Below are 16446 nucleotides of genomic sequence, written 5' to 3'. Positions count from 1 at the left end.
CCAAAGAAGTCAATTAAGCGTTCTTATATCCTTTCTATATCTTCTATATATAGTACCCATGAAAAGGAAACAAAGCAAGAGCACAACAACAAAGTAACTCCATGCAGCTCCCGGTATTCCAAACGTCCTTACCATGGGCGAGGAAATAACGAACGCAGCAAATGCTGCAATAAGATAGTTTACAAGGATACCTTTGGTTTCTCTCATCACTGTCAGAATATAATAGAAAGTAAAACTAACTGCATTGAATCCTCCAGCAAAAACCAGAAAGACTAATTCCCCTCTATAATCATCCAGTTTACATCCAGATAAAACAGACAAAACCGGAATTCCCAAAACATATGCCCCAGCCATACATATAACTGTCAAAACAAAAATTCCTGCAATTCCTTTTCTTAATAGTCCGTAAAAATCCGCATATTTTTTCGAATTGTAATCTTCCGCAAATCTGGGAAGCAGCGGGCGGAACAGGAATTGAGCGAACAAATTGATCACGGACACCGGCATGAAAATCACTTGGTAATATGACTGAAATTCACTTGCCATATTGCCATCAATAGCAATCCTGGAAGCACTGAGAATATATGTCCAACAAAAAACGCCTACAAAAAGCGGAACACACGATACTATGATCTGTTTTACTTTTTCCATATCCCGTGTGATGGATATTTTTCCGACAACTCCCATGACTTCAATATCAAATATCCAAACACCTGCCAGGCCAAAAATATTAGAAACAATCAGAGATAAAATCAAATCATCTGTCAAAAGCAGACTAACACACAGCGAAACCGAAAACAATATCGTGCGATAAGCCAATGATTTTCCTGCCAGATCCAGGCGGCCTTGTTTCTGAAGTTGAGCTTCATACACATCCGCATATCCATCCTGAAATCTTAAAAGACATACTAGAAAAACGATTATTGCTTTTTCCAGATAATATTGCTGAATAACAAACACATAGACAGCACTGGTCAGAATCATTATCAGACACAGGAAAATTTTAGTTGTATGATATTCCGAAAAGGTAAATTTATTAGTAGAATCCGTCACCTGAAATGTTCTGGTCTCAAAATACGCTATGTATACCAACATTTGACTAAGTGTGATTGCTATGGAAAATATACCACCCTGGCTGGCTCCAACCATCTTGATCACAACCAAAGACAGCAACATGGACGATGCAGCATAAACACCGCTTCCTATCATATTCCACAAAAAATTCTTTTTTTCAGATACCTGGCCTCGGTTGACGTACGAATATATTAGTTTATGTATCATAATTCCTCATTTCTTGAACCAACAATATCCTGGGCTGCTTGCAACAAATTATCACATACTTTTACATGTTCCGCCCATTTTTCATCGATGCAATACTGCTTCTCACCTTTGGGCTGCAATAAGTATCCTTCTACCGGCTCTATATTGCACAAAGATAGATCTCTGACATTATCACCAATTACATACGATCTTGAAAAATCAATATTAAAATCTCTTTTCGCCCTGTAATACAAATCTACTCCTGGTTTCCGACAGTTACACCCTTCCAAATGAGGGCAAAAATATATCCCATCTATTTTCACTCCATAGGAATCCAGTTTTTCAGCCATCACTTTATGAAATCCATTCATTTGCTCTTCAGTAAAATAACCTCTGGCTATCCCCGATTGATTTGTAACAATGATCAGCAAAAATCCCTGTGATTGGAGCAATTTCATTCCTTCAATACTGCCCGGAATAAACTCCAGTTTTTCCGGCTGATACACATATCCATAATCGACATTTATCGTTCCATCCCTGTCTAAAAAAACAGCCGGTCTCCCCTTTTCCAATTTAATACACCTCAGATATTTTATGAATAATATTGGTAGTAGACAGCCCCTCTTCAAGGTCAATAAATTTCATCACTCCGCCATAAGAATCAATCACTTTTTTCTCAGGCATTTCTTTTCCTTCCCAGTCACGTCCTTTAACCACTATATCCGGTTGGAGAATTGACAAAATTTTTTCCGGAGTTGTTTCTTCCATCACTACCACATAGTCGATACATTCCAGACTACAAAGCATCTTGACACGATTTTTTTGTGAAATAATCGGTCTTTTATCACCTTTTATCTTTTTTACAGAGGAATCACTGTTAACTGCAACTACCAAAATATCTCCAAAGGATTTTGCCTGTAAAAAAGAAGCAACGTGACCTGCGTGGAGCAGATCGAAGCAGCCATTTGTAAAAACAATCTTCTTACCTTTTTCTTTCAATCCTTTAACAATATATCTGGCAACTGACAGTTCTACCTCTTTAAACTCTCCACTGTTTATAATATCTCCGATAAGTTCATTCAGGGTAAGCGTAGCTGCTCCGAATTTTGAACAAACATTAGAGGCTGCAATATTGGCAATGACACAAGAGTCCTCAACGCTATACCCTACTCCCAGGCATACTGCCACCGCCGAAACAACCGTATCACCTGCTCCCGTAACATCTATGACTTCTTTCTCTACAGCCGGGAAATCCTTTTTTACTCCTTCCTTATTGATCAGCGAAATTCCTTTTTCCGATCTGGTGATCATAAGATTATCTATCTTCAATTCTTTTCGCAATTCTTTCCCGTATGATTCAATATCTTCTTCCGTATATATTTTTCGTCCAAGGACTGTACACAATTCATTCATATTGGGTGTGCAGACAGTTGCTCCTGCATATTTTTCATAATCTGTTCCCTTGGGATCCACAAGAGAGCTTATACCATTTTGAGCTGCATAGGAAATAAGCATCTGGCTTAATTCTTTTCTAATGGTCCCTTTCCCATAATCAGAAATAACCAGAATTTGTATTCCTCTGAAAACCTCCTCCAGATTGTTTCTGATCAAACCACAAAAGCTCTCTGGAACATCTTTTACTTCTTCTTCATCATATCGTAAAAATTGCTGTTTTTTGGATACAAGTCTGGTTTTGGTGATAGTCTGGATATCTTCGTTCTGTTCCAGATATCTCGTATCAACTCCCAATTCACCCAATTCCTTCATGAGTTGATCTCCATTTTCATCTGTACCAATACATCCAGCGACTCTGATTTTTGCTCCCAACATAGCAAGATTGTTTACTACATTTCCAGCACCACCTAATTTACTTTTTTTACTAGTGACACGAAGCACAGGTACCGGAGCCTCCGGCGAAATCCTTGTAACATCACCCTCAATATATTTATCGATCATAAAGTCGCCGACCACCAGAATATTCAACTGTTTTACATTATTTAGAAGTTCAACATTCATATATATTTTCTCCTCTATATTACCTATCGATCATTTTCTCAATTTCTGACCAAGCCTTCTCTTTAGATATTCCTTCAATGCATGGAAAGATTTCCCTGTTGCTGTATTTACAATAATTATTACAGTCAAAACATTTCATTGGATTAGTTATCAGCACAGGATCTGGATAGCCTTGCTGAGAATAATGATAATTTGCATATCGTGTATAGGTGTATCCACCACATATCAGAGCAGTTTTCCTTTTTTGCGCAACTGCTATATGATAAGCACTTGTATCATTTGTAACCACAAGGTCAGCACGTCCTATCAGTTCAATAAATTTCCTGATATCCGTTTTACCCACCAGATTAACTGTCTGTACTTCAGGTATGATTTTCAAAAATTCTTCCAGTACTGGCCAGTCATGTGACGTTCCACAGACAACAAGAGGCATCCCTGTTTTTTGTTGGATTTTTTTTGCCACATAAGCAAACCTGTCTAACGGCCAGCGTTTTACCTGCATACTAGCTGCTGGAAAAATAATAAAAAAATTCTCTGGGATTTCAAACCCAAGCTCAACACTTTCAAACTCAGCCGGTCTGGCAACACAGGTCTCATCCCCTAATTTTCGTATAAACTCAGCATAAAACTCGATCAAGTGCAATTTAGGTTTGTGTATTTCTATTATATCAGTATATATTCTTTTTCTTACCCATTTTGGACATTGGATGTGGGGAAGAGTCTTATCTACAACCCCTATTTTCTTTTTCCCAATCGCAGCGCGTGTAACGAAAATGTTCATAGTGCAATTGTCACATCCTACAGGATCTACAACAATGTCATATTTTTGTCTCCGTATAGCTGCAAAGAGCGCTCGTCTGTTCTTCATATTAATTACAGAGCCAGCAAAATCACATGGAAGAACCTTATCAAAGACACCTGACTGAGCATACAGATCACCGAATGCGCGCTGACACGCAATAGTCAACTCATATTCGTCCCGTGGATAAAGCCTGCGAAAATGTTCTGCCACTCCCAGAAACATAACTCCATCGCCCAATGCCATATTATAGACAAGAAGAACTTTCTTTCTTTTATCCTCTTTACCCTGTTCAGCTTTTTTTAATCCAGCCAGCAAAATGCGATCCGAAAAATAAAAAACCACTCTTGCTTTCTGCAAAAATGCATTTTTCCAGATCATCTGATTTATTTTCAAAAAAAAGCTTGATATACTATACGAATTTTCTTTCATTTTTCCTCACCAATCTATGAATTTCTATAGGCATCATCAATGAATGTACACATAATATGTATACACATTTCATGAAGTTCCTGGATACGAGCAGTCTTATCTGACGGTACTATCAGTGCCTCATCACAGATATCCTTCAGTCTTCCCCCATCTTTTCCCAATAGTCCGATGACAAAGAGCCCTTCTTTTTTAGCTTTTTCAACTGCACATACAATATTTTCTGAATTTCCACTGGTAGATATTCCTATAAATATATCCCCCGGAAGTGCTAATGCTTCTACCTGTCTAGCAAAAATGTGATCGTAAGAATAATCATTTCCAACACTTGTCAAAATAGAAGTATCTGTTGTAAGAGCTATTGCGGGAAGCCCTTTTCTTTCTGTTTCAAATCTTCCTACCAACTCAGCCGCAAAATGCTGCGCATCTGCAGCTGATCCACCGTTTCCTGCAATCAATATTTTATTTCCGCTTTTTAATGCTTTTATTTCCCTCTGGCATATCCCTTTTAACTGTGCTATATAGCTCTCTTCTCTGAATCTATTCAAAACATCTATTTTTTCGTCAATGACTTTTTTTATTACTTCTTCCATTTTTTAACCTCGCCTTATATAAATTAATTGTTTTCTCTTCCACAAAATAATACAAAAGTACAGAAATGGCCATTATAAACGGTATAGCTATAAGCATATTATATACCGGATCCATCCTTCCACCATTTGCCCATACGATCAATTGCTGTATCGGAAAACCACACAAATACATGGCATATGAATAATTTCCAAGTTTATATGCTTTTCCTTTCATACTTCTGCTTCCAAAAGCCAGATAAATCAGAACATACAAGAAAAATAAGACAAAACCTATTTTCATCATTCCCATAAAAATAGACATAGCAAAAAGAATTAAGCATGCAATAAAAATTTTCATATCTAAAATGATGTGCTTCTTGTAAACGCACATCAGCGCCCCAACATAGAAACACACAACCGGGAACAACACTGTCGTCAACATTTCTATACCCCAGCGCTCCGCAATAAAACAAATCCCTCCACTCCCAACAGCAACAATGGGAACTGTAATCCACATTATTCGAGGAGTCGGGATTTTCATTTTACAAGCTATTAAACACAAGATATAGCAAACAAATTCTACTGGCAAAGTCCATAATGCACCATTGATAGTAGCTGTATATATGTTATTTTCAAAAACCCCCGGCAGTGTATGCTTCAAAACAAAAATACAGTTTAAGAAATATTCATATGTTCCTCTGCTGCCAAAATATTCTTGCAAACTATAGGAAGTCGCAATCGGTCCTACTACTAAAACAGTCAAGAATACAACAACTATAAGAACCGGGAAAATCCTAACACACCTGCCCACAATAAATTCTGAGACTTTTGACTTTTTTTCGAGACTCCTCATAATAAGAAAACCCGAATAGAAAAAGAAAATACCAACCGCAAATGCCCCCATTGTAATTTGTGTATCAGTCGCAACATAAAACCACTCATTATCAAAATCACCAACAGACAAGGCAAATGAATGGCTCATAATTACCAGCATTGCAGCTATAAATCTTATAAAATGCAGATTATAACTCATCCCTTTTGCTGCTTGTTCCAGTTTCCTATGCGACATATAAATTATTCCTCTCCAGTTTTTCCAAAATCCTTGATAATCTTCTGAATTTTTGCTGTATCCCCCCATATTCCGGGTGAATCATACGGTCTGTCCGGAAACGCTCCATAATTCAACTTAATCTTAAAATGATTTTCTTTTATAAATTCTTCCACTTTATCTGCAAGACTGACAGGTTTACCAGAGCAACAGTTGATCACACCTGTTACTTCTGTCTGCGAGGCAACTAGGGAAATCTGTCTGGCAAGCTCCCTGATATCAATAAAGTCGTATTTATTTTTTCCAGATGTAAACGGGAAGAGTTCTTGCCCTTCTTTTTCAGCTTCTATAATCTTTGTAAAAATCGAATGGTTCTTTAAATCATCTCCCATCACATAATACGCGCGTACCCATTGGTATATCTTCCCATACTCCTTGCAAAGCTCTCTTGTTGCCTCACGTAAAGCATTTTTAGAAATACCATAGTATGACAGCGGGTTGGCCGGTGTGTCTTCGGTTACTGCTCCTTCCCAATAGCCAATTTCATGCATCGACCCCATGACCACAATCTGAGAGAGTCCTCCTCTCAACATATTCTTTATAAAACGATAATGGCCTGAGAGATTTTCCATATGCGCATGAGACTTGTGGGAAAAACCATCTTTCCACGCCATATGGATACATACATCTGGGCTGCCTGTTTTCTTATATATCTCTGCATCATCCTCAAATATCGGAGCACTGATTTTCTCCACTTCATCTCCGTAACAATCCATATTCAGATCACATACCAGCACCTGATGCTTTAACTTCAGTAACTCTTCCACAACATGCCGTCCTATGTATCCGGATGCACCTGTAACTAATATTCTCGACATTTCTTTACAATCTCCTTTTAACTAATACTTTTATTTATACTTTATTACTTTTTTCACTCAATGCATATACTTTATTGATCACATATGCAATAGGCCTCGGCCAAAGCGTAGACAAGATTTCCAGATCTTCTTTCTGTCTAATATTCTCGCTTAAATTTAAGGTAGTTGCTGACTCTGCATATATCCTATGTGCAAGCAGTTTCGTTGGGATATAAACAAAGGCTCCATCTCTATTCGCTAAATCAACCCACGTTTTATAATCACAGCTATTTTTGTATTTCGTATCAAATATAGTATCCCCCAGCTGTTCTTTCACAAATGTGACAGACGGACAACATATCGCATCCCCAAAGCCCAGAAGTCTCTTGCGAAGCCATTTTGAACTCTGCAGTCTCTTTTTGGACAAAGGATAATTCATAACACGCTTGATATTAAGCAGAAGATTCTTACTTTCTTTTTTTCCTTTTTTTAACTCATAGTAATCAGTAAAGCTCAGAAGTGGGTTTTTAGCTCTATTTAATGCATGTAAAGTCTCTTTCAAAAAATCTTTAGAATACAGATCATCTTGATGCACCAGCGTCACCAATTTAGTATCTGCATGATCGTAGCCATAATTCCAGTCATCACCTGCTAGATGAGGTGCCGGATTTATCACAAAAGGAATATTATATTTATCACATATATTCTTTATATGATCGTTCGGCGTAGACGTAGATAGCATAATTTTGCTTTTTACAGACTGTTTCAGTAAAGTAGAAACTGTATTCTCTAAATAAGGATTTTCTTTATATGCACATATAACAAATGTGTGATCTTTTTCTGTATATTTCATAAATCCCTCTCTATTTTTAATTACTTATTTATCTTTCTTCTCCAAAATCATTTTTCTCGTAATAAAATTGTACACCATCACCACCGCTGTAGCCCCTATCTTGGATATCATATAGAAGATTCCCAGTATGTCCACACAGAACCACATCAGTGCCTGATTGATTCCCAGTCCGATCACACTGAGCACTACAAAGATGATGAACTCCTTGATCCGGTTTCCCTTCTCAGTCTCAAACACATATGTCAGGCTCAAGACATAATTGGCGATCACAGACACAGTAAAGGATATCCCTGATGACAGGAGATAATGCACGCTGGCAACTTCCGTCAGGAAAACCATGATGCCGTAATCAATAAAAAAGCACAGGAAACCTACAAGGCCAAATTTTATGATCTGCGCCAGCAACTTCTTCATTACACCACTCTCTTCTGATAATGTCCCTGGCTGATCAGTTCCTTGATAGAACTCACAACCGTCTCTTTATCTTCCTTGTATGTAACTCCGAACCATTTGTCCTTGGACTGCAGCACCTTTACATCCACCTTTTTAGCTTTCAGGAGATCCCCGATAATTGTAGGCAAAAGATACTCTGCCTTGAAATCCTCCGCTGCTGTTTTCTCTAGGAAATCAGCAAAGCCAGTTTCCAAAATCCCAAAAAATCCAGGAGTCAGGCCCCACATATTCATGGAGACCTCAGATTCAACATCTATATCTTCTCTTCCGTCTGCCGTCTCAACGGCAGCGCCGTCTTCTGTTTTGACTATATTGTGCGTTTCCACGATGTCTGTGAGCATATGATCTTCATCCACTTTACATATTCCTCTGGTCACACCGCCGTTGTCGCTGAGCGTATTTTTCAGGACAAAGCCCACCATGCACAACGGAAGCTTATCAGACTCTGGGCCTTCTTTCATCTTCTGCAGATAGTCATACGCTTCTTTATACGCTTCTTTCCCATAATAATCATCAGCATTGATGACAAGGAAGGGCTCATGTACCAGATCTTTGCAGCACAGGATAGCCTGTCCAGTCCCCCAGGGCTTTGTTCTTCCCTGGAATTTTTCCTTATATTTCTCCGGTATATCATCCAGCTCCTGAAAGGCGTAGGCCGTCTCCATCTGCTTTTCAATGCGTTCCCCAATGATTTCCCTGAAATCCTTCTCCAGATCCTTCCGAATCACAAACACAACTTTGTCAAATCCCGCTTCCAGCGCATCATATATGGAGTAATCCATAATAATTTCCCCATTCGGCCCTACTGGCTCCAGCTGTTTAATCCCACCGCCAAAGCGGCTTCCTATTCCGGCGGCCATAATGACCAGAGTAGCTTTTCCCATGGCATACTTCTCCTTATAATCTAAACTTGTAGTATTATAACGCATAACACGTTGCTTTTCAAGAGAACAGCAACTATACATGAGACATATTGTGTATGAAAACAGACATGAGCAGAACCTCATTCTATTCTGTCATGTCTGTCATCTACCAATATTTTTCTTACTCTCCCAGCCCGTCCTCAATCGCCTTCACCATGGCCGCCAGGGCCTCCTCCTCGTCAGAGCCCTCGCAGATGAGCTCGATCTCATCGCCTTTCTTGATGCAGGCGCCCAGGACACTGAGCACGCTCTTGGCGTTGGCTGTGGTGGTGTCATGCTGAAAGGTGACCTTGCAGTCAAACTGTACTGCCGTGTTGCAGAAGATGCCCGCCGGGCGAAGATGCAGCCCCGTCGGATTGTTGATGACCACCTTTTTACTTACCATAATACTTTAACCTCCTGATGATTCATTATCTGTATCTTCTTCGGCACTATTACTGTTGTTATCTGCCGCTGTCGTCCTCTGTTCCAGTGTGACCTTAACTGTCACGGATGTCTCCACCGAGCAGTCGGAGGCGTCCGATGGCAGTGTGATGGTCACAGGCACCTCGTACTCGCCCGCCTTTGTGCAGCTCTTCAGGTCAATGCTCACCGACAGGTCGCCAAGCTCCAGGCTGTCCAGCTGGGCCTGCGGGCCGCCAATGTGAACCTCCAGATCATCTCCGCTTCCATAGCCCGAGATGGTCAGGTCATCATCCAGATTATTGACAGTGATGGAGCCCACCGGGATGTCAAAGCTCTTCGTGCCCTCCTTTGCCACCCGGGCGGTCACAAGGATATTGTTGCCATTCTCATCCACCAGCCTTGTTCCCTCCGGAAGATAGGGAGTAATATCCACGGTCTTCTCTGTTCTCTGGGAGATGGAGGTGATGTCGATGGCGTCCGCAGGTATGCGGATCTCCTTCAGGGCCTCAAGCACATCCTCCTCTCCAGCCAGCTGGATCTCCTCCGGCGTCCAGCTGACCTCGGAGATGATGTAGCCGTCCGCCGCCGTGACACCCGAAGTGTCTACCGTCACCGGAATGCGGGCTGTGTGGTAGAGAGTCACGTTGACCTTTACGCCCGTGGTTCCCAGGTTGTTGGCCAGCTGCTCCGCGCTGATCTCATTGTTGTCCGCATCGTAATAGGTCAGCGTGGCGTCAATGGAGGAATCGGACGAAAGGCCGGACACATTCACCTCCGCCACCACCTTGCTGATCTGATCAATAACGGACTCCGGTCCGTTGACTGTGACTCGCTCCGGGTCTGCCTGCACAGTGCCCAGCACATAGCCATCCCGCACAGTGCCCGTCGTGGTCACTGTAATAGGAAATGTATCGCTCTTATTCTGCTCGATCTTCACCTGCACATTTCTCGGGCTTGCGGTAGCAGACTCGAACTCATAGCCCGGAATCGTAATCTCTATGGGAATCTGAGATTCCAGATACAGCTCCCGCATGTCTGCGGTGGCCACAATGTTCTCCGCACTGATCTTCTCCAAAACAGACCTCGTGGCGGAGACGCTCACGCTGACGGTGTCTGTACCGTCCAGCACCTGATAGGATCTCTGATCCTGGGTCACCACCTCCGAGTGTTCAATGGTGACAGGGATATTCTCAAAGGTTTTGGAGCCCACAGGATCATCTATGTTCACCACAAGCAGCCACAGCATAAAAGCAAAGATAAACGCAAGGAGCTTCAGGCCAATATTATTTGTCAGACTTTTTTTCATGGATCAGCCTTCCTTTCCATTTTGCTAATATGCCGTGTGATTCGCTCCGCTTGTTCTGGATGTCCTCCAGATATTCCCTGAGCTTTTCCCTGGATATATTCCGGTCCAGCACTCCTCCCTGCGCTACGGATACATATCCTGTCTCCTCGGACACCACAATGACAAGGGCGTCGCTGACCTCGCTGAGGCCCACCGCAGCTCTGTGCCTCGTGCCCAACTCCTTGCTCAGTCCCATATTGTCAGACAGAGGGAGATAGCAGGTGGCGGAGACAATCCGGTCGTTCCGGATGATGATAGCACCGTCATGGAGGGGTGTGTTGTGTTCAAATATATTGATAAGCACCTGGCTGGACACGATACAGTCCAGCTGGATGCCTGTGCTTTCGTACTCAGTCAGCTTGATGGCCTGCTCCACAACGATGAGGGCACCGGTCTTTGCCTTCCCCATAATATAGGAAGCATCGATAATGCCATCGATGGTCTCCTCGCTGAAGCGACCCTTATCCCTTGAGCTGTCAAAGGGCATCACGGCGCTGATATATTTTCTCTCTCCCAACTTCTCCAGAGCGCGCCGCAGCTCCGGCTGGAAGACCACGATCAGAGCCGTGGCAAGAACCGTCAGAGAGTTTCTGGCGATCCACAGTATGGTGTGCATCTGGAAAAGAAACGCCACAAAAATGAACACACCAAGGACAAGGATGCCCTTGAGCAGCATCCAGGCCTTCGTGTTCTTGATCCATATCATGATCTGGTATACCAGAAATGCGATGATCAGTATCTCGACGATATCTGTCAGATGCATTTCCGGAAAATAGGCATTTCGTATATATCTCTCAAAGAATTGCGTAATTCTCGCTTCCATGCGTTCACTTCCCGTCTTTAATCATTCCGCTCCTCTTCGTCCAAATGGAGCTCCTTCTGGAGGCTTCTTGTGAGAAGGAGCTGATCCATATTGCCGGTGATCTGGCTCTCCTTTTTACGGGGAGAGCGGGGCTTGCCGGCAGCTTTTCTCTTCCCGGGCTTCTTCTCCCCCTCTTTTCTGGCCTCTCCGTCCTCCGCGCTCTTTCTGCGGATCTCGTCGGTATTGATGATCTCCGTCTCCTGGTTCTCTGTCCGCCTGTTGATGCGCTTCACTGTCTTCTCCGGAGCAGCCACAACGATCTTCGGCACTGCCTTCACGTAGTAATAATATTCATCATCCTCATACTGGACACTCTCTGTCCGTGAATAGTCCACAGCAAAGAACAGGAGCTCCAGGATCAGCCCTACGATCACAGCAGCCACATTCCCCAGGATCAGCTCCGGATAGGAAATCTTCACATCCAGCGCCGCGCTGCCCGCTGCCATGATGACGATGCTGACAACAGCCCCCGCCGCGGACGCACTCTTCCAGGCGTGGCTGATAGCCATCCTGCGCACCTGGTACACCAGGAACAGGACGATGACAAAGGCGATGATCGTGATGATCATCTCTTTATTCTGGAACACCTGCTGCAGGTAGGTCATGAGCTGGCTGATCATGGCCGTTGCCCCGCCGCTCTCCAGAGCGGACGCGGATGTCTTCACATAATCGATCATATAGTACACAATGGTTCCGCAGATGATAGCCACCACACTGGAGGGAGCGCCCACCAGCCCGAAGGCCACGGGAATCACGTAGGGGATGTGGAACAGGAAGGCCAGCGGCGTCAGAAGGATGACCAGCGCTGTCTTAGGGCTGAACCGCACGTAGAACACAAACATGATCACAAACACCGCCGCCGTCACAGCCATAATGCCCAGGGACACTGCCGCCATCTGCACAAGGATCAGGACGGCCGCCGCCAGCACGGTGACGATCATCGGGAGAAAGGCACAGATGACCGCCAGTCCCAGCGTGATCAGGGGATTAGACAGAAGGCTCATGAAGCCGAGATCGTGATTGATCATATAGAACGCGGCCAGGGCCAGGATAAACTGGACTCCCTTGTCTATGAATTTTGAATACTTTGCGTACACCTGCTGGAGCTGGCCTTTTATGACATATAAATTATCCATCGTTATTTATTCTCCTTTTCGTACATTTTCATCAACTGTAGTAAGCCGTGGTTATATCTCTTCATCCTCATTCTCGCGTCTCTGTGTTTTCTGTTGGCGATCCTGCTGGTGATGATAAATGTAATGATCAGGAGGGCCAGATAACCAAGGATGATCACCGCCACCAGCATGAAGATCAGAGCCAGCGTCAGCTTCTCCATCCAGCCGTTCATGCCCCAGGCAAGGATCAGGAGCATGGCGCACACATACCCGACCGTGGTCCAGATAAATGTGGCGATCATCTTCATACTCACGTAATCTTTTTTATAATAAGCGCTGATCTTCATATCCTCCCTGCCCTCATTCTGCTCATAGAGGGCCAGTCTGGTCATCAGCCTGACTTTTCGTTTATCTAACATAAAGCACCTCGAAGTGTATAGTTTCTGGTTTTAATCATTATTTTCAGTATAACAAATATCAGTACCCTTGTCCAATACTTATAGTTAAAAAGTAAACTTTTTCAGCCCCCGCCTTTTTCAGCGTCCGGGCGGCGCTGTCCAGGGTACTCCCGGTGGTATATATGTCATCTACAAGGAGCACTCTCCGGCCCGCCAGAGTCCCCCCTGTCCAAGAAAAGATTCCCCGCACATTTTCCCGCCTGGCGGCGGGGTCCAGGCTCTTCTGCGGAATTGTGTCCCGCCTCCTCACCAGGTGGACGCTGTCCAGGGGGATCCGCAGCCTCCCGGAAAGCCTCTCTGCCAGGATTTCCGCCTGGTTAAAGCCCCGCATCCGCCTCTTCCTTCTTCCCAGGGGAATGGGGATGATGAGGGAAATGTGTTTTTTTCTCACATAGCCTCCATAGGCCCGGGCCATCTCGGAGGCATAGAACCCGGCGTAAATGCGGCGGTTGTGGAATTTAAACTGATAGACGGACCAGGCCGCCCCTCCCCGGTGGAGCCACAGCGCCCGTCCCTCATCAAAGTAGTGGCGGGTGTGGCTGCAGTCGTGGCAGTACTCCGCCTGCTCGCTGCTGATGGGCTTCCCGCACTTCTTGCAGATGGGCTCCCTTATAGGGCGGACGGCCTCCCTGCAGTCCGGGCACACCCGCTCCTTCGTCACCCTGCCGCACAGGGGACAGGTGTTGGGGTACAGAAGGCGCAGCAGGGCCTCCGCCGCCCTTTTCGCCGATTTTCCAGTGTCCTGTCCTATCTGCGTCTTTCTGCTGATTTTCAGCTTTCTTTTCATTTATATGCTGTCTTGGCAAAACTCCCGTATTCTCTCATCCAGACTTGTGTTCCTGTCCTGCTGGCTGTCATTCTCTATCATACTCTGAAAGACAGTCTCGCTTCCCACAATGGTCACGCATTTTCTGGCCCTCGTCACTGCCGTGTACAGCAGGTTCCTGTTGTACAGCTGCCTGGGGCCGGAGAGAAGAGGGATGACCGCCGCAGGGTACTCGCTTCCCTGGGATTTATGTATGGTGATGGCGTAGGCCAGCTCCAGCTCGTCCAACAGCTGGAAGGGATAGGTGACAACTCTGTGCTCATCGTACTCCACAGACAGAGTCTCCTCGTAGGTGTTTATGGCCTTCACGATCCCCATGTCTCCGTTGAAGATGCCCACTCCCTTGTCGACAGTCATGCCGTATTTTGTGGAAATCTCCCATTCGAGCTGATAATTGTTCCGGATCTGCATGACCTTGTCCCCCACCCGGAATTTCTTTTCCCCGTACTCCTTCTCCGCCTTGGACGGATCCGGAGGATTCAGGTATTCCTGCAGGATCCGGTTCAGCCGCTCCACACCCAGCAGTCCCTTTCGCATGGGGGTGAGCACCTGGATGTCGTAGGTGGTGGCCCCCACGTATTTGGGAAGCTTTTTCTGGATCAGAGCGAGGGTTACGCTGATGATGGTGTTGGCGTCCTGGCGCTTGAGGAAAAAGAAATCCCGGCTCTTGTTGTCCAGCACTACCGGCTCTCCCCGGTTGATCCTGTGGGCATTTACCACGATATCGCTCTCCCCCGCCTGCCGGAAGATGCGGGTCAGCTCCACCACAGCAAAGGCCCGCGAGGCGATCATGTCCTTCAGCACGCTGCCCGGCCCGACGGATGGGAGCTGGTTCACGTCCCCCACCAGGATCAGCCTGGTACCCGGGCAAATGGCGCAAAGGAGAGCGTGCATGAGGGGCAGATCCACCATGGACACCTCGTCAATGATGATGACGTCCGCCTCCAGAGGATTTTCCATATTTCTCTGGAAACCGGTGCCAGTCCCCTCTTCCTCCGGATTCCCGTTCACCTCCAGCAGCCGGTGGATGGTCTGAGCATCCCAGCCGGTGGCCTCTGTCATCCTCTTGGCCGCCCGCCCTGTGGGAGCCGCCAGCCGGATGTCCAACTGTTCGCTGTCAAAATACCGGATCATGGCGTTGATGGTGGTGGTCTTTCCGGTTCCCGGTCCTCCGGTGAGGATCATAACGCCTCTTCCCACTGCCTCCTCCACCGCCTGGCGCTGCCTCTCGTCCAGGGGCATGTCCATGTGCTTCTGAGTGGCAGCCAGCCTTCTTCGCACATCGTCTCTGTCCACCTTTGCGGCAATGTTCAGGTCGTGGAGCATTTTCGCCGTGTTCAGCTCCATGTAATAGTAGTTGGACGCGTAGACCCTTTTTCCGTCCTCTCCTTCCTTGAGGACCACCTTTCTCTCCATGGCAAGGTCCATGAGATATTTTTCAATGTGCCGGATCTCCACTCCCAGCAGATTCCCTGTCCTTCGAAGGAGCGACTCCTCCAGAAGATAAATATGCCCCTCTCCCACACTCTGGATGAGGGTGTAGAAAATGCCGCTCCGTATCCGGTAGTCGGAGTCGGCTTGAATGCCGATCCTCCGGGCAATCTCGTCCGCTGTCTTAAATCCCACCCCGCTGATGTCATCCGCCATCTGGTAGGGATTTTCCTCCATAACCTGGTACATCCTGTTCCCGTAGTAGTCGTAGATCTTTGCAGCCAGGGTAGTGCTGATGCCATATTTCTGCAGGTAAATCATAGCCCGCCGCACATCCTTCTTCTCCTCGATCTGCTCCCCGATCTCCCGGGCCTTCCGTTCGCTGATCCCCTTGATCTCCGCCAGCCTCTCCGGCTCCTCCTCGATGATGCGGAAGGTGTCCTCCTTAAACCGGCGGACAATGCGCCCTGCCAGGGCTGCTCCCAGGCCCTTGATAGCCCCCGAGCCCAGATATCGCTCTATGGAGACAAGATCCTCCGGCTCGCATACCTCCGAAGTCTGGACCTGGAGCTGCACGCCGTAGAGGGAGTGGGTCACGTACTCCCCTGTCAGCTTTAGCAGCTCTCCCTCGCTGATATAGTGAAAGGTCCCCACACAGGTCAGCTCCCCGTCCTCGTTATTCAGATTAAACACTGTGTAGCCGTTGTCTTTATTGCGAAATACAATGTGCTCCACATAGCCTTTTACTTCTTCCATGTAAGATCTATCCTCTTTGCAATGTAAAATTGCCGCCG

The 16446-nt window shown here is 45.5% G+C and carries 17 protein-coding genes; all 17 read right to left on the bottom strand.

What is annotated here, in order from left to right:
• Positions 1-9: 9 nt before the first annotated feature.
• The 17 genes from H7U36_RS07655 to recD2 all read right to left on the bottom strand — a co-directional run bounded on the left by H7U36_RS07655 (position 10) and on the right by recD2 (position 16408).
• The gene (locus H7U36_RS07655; RefSeq protein WP_205155962.1) at positions 10-1209 is read right to left on the bottom strand and encodes a lipopolysaccharide biosynthesis protein; all 1200 of its coding nucleotides are present in this window, start codon (positions 1207-1209) and stop codon (positions 10-12) included.
• A 68-nt stretch (positions 1210-1277) separates the two neighbouring features.
• Positions 1278-1832, bottom strand: coding sequence for a D-glycero-alpha-D-manno-heptose-1,7-bisphosphate 7-phosphatase (locus H7U36_RS07650; RefSeq protein ID WP_205155961.1), 555 nt, complete (start codon positions 1830-1832; stop codon positions 1278-1280).
• Between the two features lies 1 nt (position 1833).
• The gene (gene rfaE1, locus H7U36_RS07645; RefSeq protein ID WP_205155960.1) at positions 1834-3276 is read right to left on the bottom strand and encodes a D-glycero-beta-D-manno-heptose-7-phosphate kinase; all 1443 of its coding nucleotides are present in this window, start codon (positions 3274-3276) and stop codon (positions 1834-1836) included.
• Positions 3277-3295: 19 nt separating this feature from the next.
• Entirely contained in the window at positions 3296-4471 is a 1176-nt protein-coding gene (locus H7U36_RS07640) for a glycosyltransferase family 9 protein (protein ID WP_205155959.1), read from the bottom strand.
• A gap of 50 nt (positions 4472-4521) precedes the next feature.
• Positions 4522-5097: a D-sedoheptulose 7-phosphate isomerase gene (gene gmhA, locus H7U36_RS07635; protein ID WP_205155958.1), complete on the bottom strand. Its 576-nt coding sequence runs from the start codon at positions 5095-5097 to the stop codon at positions 4522-4524.
• The gene (locus H7U36_RS07630) at positions 5069-6214 is read right to left on the bottom strand and encodes an acyltransferase family protein (RefSeq protein WP_205155957.1); all 1146 of its coding nucleotides are present in this window, start codon (positions 6212-6214) and stop codon (positions 5069-5071) included. Before H7U36_RS07630 ends, gmhA begins: the two co-directional genes overlap by 29 nt.
• The gene (locus H7U36_RS07625) at positions 6151-7002 is read right to left on the bottom strand and encodes an NAD-dependent epimerase/dehydratase family protein (protein ID WP_205155956.1); all 852 of its coding nucleotides are present in this window, start codon (positions 7000-7002) and stop codon (positions 6151-6153) included. The genes H7U36_RS07630 and H7U36_RS07625 overlap by 64 nt, the downstream gene beginning before the upstream one ends.
• A gap of 34 nt (positions 7003-7036) precedes the next feature.
• Positions 7037-7834 (bottom strand): glycosyltransferase family 2 protein, encoded by a 798-nt coding sequence (locus H7U36_RS07620; RefSeq protein ID WP_205155955.1) that lies wholly within the window; start codon positions 7832-7834, stop codon positions 7037-7039.
• A 24-nt stretch (positions 7835-7858) separates the two neighbouring features.
• Positions 7859-8248, bottom strand: a complete 390-nt coding sequence (locus H7U36_RS07615) for a GtrA family protein (RefSeq protein WP_205155954.1) — start codon at positions 8246-8248, stop codon at positions 7859-7861.
• Positions 8248-9171 carry a sugar phosphate nucleotidyltransferase gene (locus H7U36_RS07610; protein WP_205156004.1) on the bottom strand — a complete coding sequence of 308 codons (924 nt, stop codon included), beginning with the start codon at positions 9169-9171 and terminating at the stop codon, positions 8248-8250. The genes H7U36_RS07615 and H7U36_RS07610 overlap by 1 nt, the downstream gene beginning before the upstream one ends.
• A 160-nt stretch (positions 9172-9331) precedes the next feature.
• Entirely contained in the window at positions 9332-9595 is a 264-nt protein-coding gene (locus tag H7U36_RS07605; RefSeq protein ID WP_033126822.1) for an HPr family phosphocarrier protein, read from the bottom strand.
• Positions 9596-9601: 6 nt separating this feature from the next.
• Complete coding sequence (locus H7U36_RS07600; RefSeq protein WP_033126821.1) at positions 9602-10921, bottom strand: CdaR family protein; 1320 nt, start codon at positions 10919-10921, stop codon at positions 9602-9604.
• On the bottom strand, positions 10899-11783 hold the full coding sequence (gene cdaA / locus H7U36_RS07595; protein ID WP_033126820.1) for a diadenylate cyclase CdaA: 885 nt from the start codon (positions 11781-11783) through the stop codon (positions 10899-10901). Before cdaA ends, H7U36_RS07600 begins: the two co-directional genes overlap by 23 nt.
• A gap of 17 nt (positions 11784-11800) precedes the next feature.
• Positions 11801-12958, bottom strand: a complete 1158-nt coding sequence (locus tag H7U36_RS07590; protein WP_033126819.1) for a hypothetical protein — start codon at positions 12956-12958, stop codon at positions 11801-11803.
• Between the two features lie 2 nt (positions 12959-12960).
• Positions 12961-13356 (bottom strand): hypothetical protein, encoded by a 396-nt coding sequence (locus tag H7U36_RS07585; RefSeq protein WP_033126818.1) that lies wholly within the window; start codon positions 13354-13356, stop codon positions 12961-12963.
• 58 nt (positions 13357-13414) lie between these two features.
• Complete coding sequence (locus H7U36_RS07580) at positions 13415-14182, bottom strand: ComF family protein (protein ID WP_205155953.1); 768 nt, start codon at positions 14180-14182, stop codon at positions 13415-13417.
• Positions 14183-16408 (bottom strand): SF1B family DNA helicase RecD2, encoded by a 2226-nt coding sequence (gene recD2 / locus H7U36_RS07575; protein ID WP_205155952.1) that lies wholly within the window; start codon positions 16406-16408, stop codon positions 14183-14185. It lies immediately after the preceding gene.
• Between the last annotated feature and the right edge of the window lie 38 nt (positions 16409-16446).

This window comes from Faecalicatena fissicatena, assembly GCF_016900595.1.
In the GTDB taxonomy this organism is placed as follows: Bacteria; Bacillota; Clostridia; order Lachnospirales; family Lachnospiraceae; genus Claveliimonas; species Claveliimonas intestinigallinarum.
This window is presented reverse-complemented; position numbering and strand designations above follow the sequence as displayed.

Excerpts from the sequence above, each read along its gene's own strand:
- H7U36_RS07655 (WP_205155962.1), bottom strand. The coding sequence starts at position 1,209 with ATGATAGGAAGCGGTGTTTATGCTGCATCGTCCATGTTGCTGTCTTTG.
- rfaE1 (WP_205155960.1), bottom strand. The coding sequence starts at position 3,276 with ATGAATGTTGAACTTCTAAATAATGTAAAACAGTTGAATATTCTGGTG.
- gmhA (WP_205155958.1), bottom strand. The coding sequence starts at position 5,097 with ATGGAAGAAGTAATAAAAAAAGTCATTGACGAAAAAATAGATGTTTTG.
- H7U36_RS07630 (WP_205155957.1), bottom strand. The coding sequence starts at position 6,214 with ATGGGGGGATACAGCAAAAATTCAGAAGATTATCAAGGATTTTGGAAA.
- H7U36_RS07625 (WP_205155956.1), bottom strand. The coding sequence starts at position 7,002 with ATGTCGAGAATATTAGTTACAGGTGCATCCGGATACATAGGACGGCAT.
- H7U36_RS07620 (WP_205155955.1), bottom strand. The coding sequence starts at position 7,834 with ATGAAATATACAGAAAAAGATCACACATTTGTTATATGTGCATATAAA.
- H7U36_RS07615 (WP_205155954.1), bottom strand. The coding sequence starts at position 8,248 with ATGAAGAAGTTGCTGGCGCAGATCATAAAATTTGGCCTTGTAGGTTTC.
- H7U36_RS07610 (WP_205156004.1), bottom strand. The coding sequence starts at position 9,171 with ATGGGAAAAGCTACTCTGGTCATTATGGCCGCCGGAATAGGAAGCCGC.
- H7U36_RS07605 (WP_033126822.1), bottom strand. The coding sequence starts at position 9,595 with ATGGTAAGTAAAAAGGTGGTCATCAACAATCCGACGGGGCTGCATCTT.
- H7U36_RS07600 (WP_033126821.1), bottom strand. The coding sequence starts at position 10,921 with ATGAAAAAAAGTCTGACAAATAATATTGGCCTGAAGCTCCTTGCGTTT.
- cdaA (WP_033126820.1), bottom strand. The coding sequence starts at position 11,783 with ATGGAAGCGAGAATTACGCAATTCTTTGAGAGATATATACGAAATGCC.
- H7U36_RS07590 (WP_033126819.1), bottom strand. The coding sequence starts at position 12,958 with ATGGATAATTTATATGTCATAAAAGGCCAGCTCCAGCAGGTGTACGCA.
- H7U36_RS07585 (WP_033126818.1), bottom strand. The coding sequence starts at position 13,356 with ATGTTAGATAAACGAAAAGTCAGGCTGATGACCAGACTGGCCCTCTAT.
- H7U36_RS07580 (WP_205155953.1), bottom strand. The coding sequence starts at position 14,182 with ATGAAAAGAAAGCTGAAAATCAGCAGAAAGACGCAGATAGGACAGGAC.
- recD2 (WP_205155952.1), bottom strand. The coding sequence starts at position 16,408 with ATGGAAGAAGTAAAAGGCTATGTGGAGCACATTGTATTTCGCAATAAA.